The sequence below is a fragment of the Nocardioides sp. P5_C9_2 genome, from assembly GCF_054049555.1.
Window position 1 is genome coordinate 1 of the sequence record NZ_JBFUMD010000465.1, and the last position, 3,064, is coordinate 3,064.

Annotated in this window: 3 protein-coding genes and 1 pseudogene; all 4 read left to right on the forward strand. The window is 72.0% G+C overall.

Annotated features, from left to right (window positions below; translation table 11 throughout):
• Positions 1-567, forward strand: a pseudogene (locus ACXJKL_RS18195) (ACP S-malonyltransferase); the annotation flags it as partial.
• On the forward strand, positions 567-1,583 hold the full coding sequence (locus tag ACXJKL_RS18200) for a beta-ketoacyl-ACP synthase III (protein ID WP_457208411.1): 1,017 nt from the start codon (positions 567-569) through the stop codon (positions 1,581-1,583). The pseudogene ACXJKL_RS18195 and the gene ACXJKL_RS18200, both read left to right, overlap by 1 nt.
• A gap of 83 nt (positions 1,584-1,666) precedes the next feature.
• Complete coding sequence (locus ACXJKL_RS18205; RefSeq protein ID WP_457208412.1) at positions 1,667-1,912, forward strand: acyl carrier protein; 246 nt, start codon at positions 1,667-1,669, stop codon at positions 1,910-1,912.
• A gap of 75 nt (positions 1,913-1,987) precedes the next feature.
• Positions 1,988-3,064, forward strand: a 1,077-nt coding sequence (locus ACXJKL_RS18210; protein WP_457208413.1) for a beta-ketoacyl-[acyl-carrier-protein] synthase family protein, incomplete at its 3' end; no start/stop codon positions are given.

Genomic DNA, 3,064 nt, shown 5'->3' on the forward strand with positions numbered 1-3,064 from the left:
TCCCTGGCCCGCTCGGTCTCCACCCACGACCCCCGTACCGCGGTGATCTCCAACCGTGACGGCCAGGTCGTCCACGACGGCCGCGAGGTGCTGGCCCGGCTCGTCGGCCAGATCGCCGCCCCCGTCCGCTGGGACCTGTGCATGGACGCCATGCTCGACCTCGGCGTGACCGGCATCCTCGAGATGCCGCCGGCCGGCACCCTGACCGGCATCGCCAAGCGCGCCATGAAGGGCGTGGACACCTTCGCCCTCAAGACGCCCGACCAGCTCGACGCCGCCCGTGCGTTCGTCAACAAGCACGGCGAGCAGTCGGTCATCGAGACCACGCCCACGTGGCGGATGGTCGTCTCTCCCGGCAAGGGCACCTTCCACCGCTCCGCGGAGGCGGCCGACGTCGACGTCCTGCCGCCCGGCTGCACGATCGGTGAGGTCGCGAGCACCCGCGACCGGACCCCGGTCACCGCGCTGCACGGCGGACAGGTCGTCGAGTGGCTCGTGGAGGACGGCGACATCGTCTCCCCCGGCCAGCCCCTGGTCCGCCTGCACCCGCAGGGCGGTGCCGTCTGATGGGCGCCGCGATCACCCCCGGCTCCGGCTCGCCGCACGCCGCGATCCTCGGTGTGGGTGCCTACCGGCCCGTGCGCCTCGTGCCCAACTCCGAGGTCGTCGACGCGATCGACTCGAGCGACGAGTGGATCCAGCAACGCTCGGGCATCAAGACGCGGCGCTGGGCCGGACCGGACGAGTCGGTCCAGATGATGTCGGTCGAGGCCTCGCGGGTCGCGATCGAGCGCGCCGGCCTCGACGCCGCCCAGATCGACTGCGTGGTCGTCGCCACCGTCAGCCACCTGCTGCAGACCCCCGCCGTCGCCACCGCGGTCGCACACGAGCTCGGCACCGACCAGGCCGCCGCGTTCGACATCTCGGCGGCATGCTCCGGGTTCTGCCACGGCATCTCGATGGCCTCCGACTTCGTGCGTGCCGGCAGCGCCCGCTACGTCCTGGTCATCGGCGTCGAGCGCCTCACCGACATCCTCGACCTCACCGACCGCGGCACCGCCTTCATCTTCGCCGACGGGGCGGGCGCGGCGGTCGTCGGACCCAGCGACACCCCCGGCATCGGTCCGGTCGTGTGGGGCTCCGACGGTGAGCAGTTCGACCTGATCCGGCAGCGCGAGGACTGGCGCGACGTGGTCGGCAGTCCCGAGATGCCGGGCAGCGGCGTGATGCCGCACCTGGTGATGCAGGGCAACCCGGTGTTCCGGTGGGCCTCCTTCGCCATGGCCAAGATCGGCCAGCAGGCCCTCGACCGCGCCGGCATCACCCTCGACGACCTCGATGTCTTCGTCCCGCACCAGGCCAACATGCGCATCATCGACGCGATGGCCCGGTCGATGAAGCTGCCCCCGCACGTCCGCATCGCCCGCGACGTCGCCGACCAGGGCAACTCCTCGGCCGCGTCGGTCCCGCTCGCGCTCAACCGGATGATCGAGGAGGGCGACGCGAAGAGCGGAGACACCGCCCTGCTGATCGCCTTCGGCGCGGGACTCTCCTACGCCGCCCAGGTCGTCACGGTCCCCTGACCCGCCCGTTTCACCACCACCCCCGTTTCACCACCAGGCAGTACCCATCACGCAGCACCCACCAGGAAGGAAGGCCCCCCAACATGGCCACCACCGAAGAGATCCGCGCCGACCTCGCCGAGATCGTCAACGAGGTCRCCGGCATCGACGCCGACGACGTGCAGCTCGACAAGTCGTTCGTCGATGACCTGGACGTCGACTCCCTGTCGATGGTCGAGGTCGTCGTGGCGGCCGAGGAGAAGTTCGGCGTCACGATCCCCGACGACGAGGTCAAGAACCTCAAGACCGTCGGCGACGCCGTCGCCTTCATCGAGCGCGCCCAGGGCTGAGGTCGTCTGGTGGCCGGGCGATCGCCCGGCCACCGGCCGCCGCCCGCACCACCCTCCTCGAGAACGGAAGACCTGATGAGCTCGACCCGCGTAGCGGTCACCGGACTGGGTACCACCTCCCCCGTCGGCGGTGACGTCACCTCGACCTGGCAGGCCCTGCTGGCCGGCACGTCCGGCATCCGTCCCCTCACCGACGACTGGGTCGAGCAGCTCCCCGTCAAGATCGGTGGCCGGGTGGCCGTCGAGCCGTCCGAGGTCCTCGACCGGGTCAAGGCCCGCCGTCTCGACCGCTCCAGCCAGTTCGCGATGGTCGCGGCCGACCAGGCGTGGGCCGACGCCGGCCTGGAGGACTCGGGCCTCGAGCCCGAGCGCCTCGCCGTGGCGCTCGCCTCCGGCATCGGCGGCGTCACCACGCTGCTCGCCAACTACGACATCCTGCTCGAGAAGGGCGCCCGGCGCGTCTCGCCGCTCGCCGTCCCGATGCTCATGCCCAACGCCCCGGCGGCCAACGTGAGCCTCAAGTACGGCGCCCGCGCGGCGGTGCACGCCCCGACCTCCGCCTGCGCCTCCGGCAACGAGGCCATCGCCATGGCCATCGACCTGATCCGCCTCGGCCGCGCCGACGTGGTGCTGGCCGGCGGCACCGAGGCCGCCATCCACCCGCTGCCCATGGCCGCGTTCGCCAACATGATGGCGCTCTCCAAGAACGAGGGCGACCCGGCGACGGTCTCCCGTCCCTGGGACGTGGCCCGCGACGGCTTCGTGCTCGGCGAGGGCGGATCCGTGCTGGTCCTCGAGTCCGAGGAGCACGCCAAGGCCCGCGGCGCCACGATCTACGCCTACGCGCTCGGCGCCGGCATCAGCAACGACGCCCACGACATCGCCCAGCCCGACCCCGAGGGTCGCGGAGGCACCCGCGCCATCACGATGGCCATGCGGGAGGGCGAGGTCGACCCCGCCAGCGTGGTGCACGTCAACGCGCACGCCACCTCGACCCCCAAGGGCGACATCGCCGAGGGCCTGATGCTGCACGCMGTGCTCGGCGAGCACGTCGACCGGTGCGTCGTCACCAGCACCAAGTCGATGACCGGGCACCTGCTCGGCGGCGCCGGGGCGCTCGAGGCCATCGCCACGGTGCTGGCCCTGCACGAC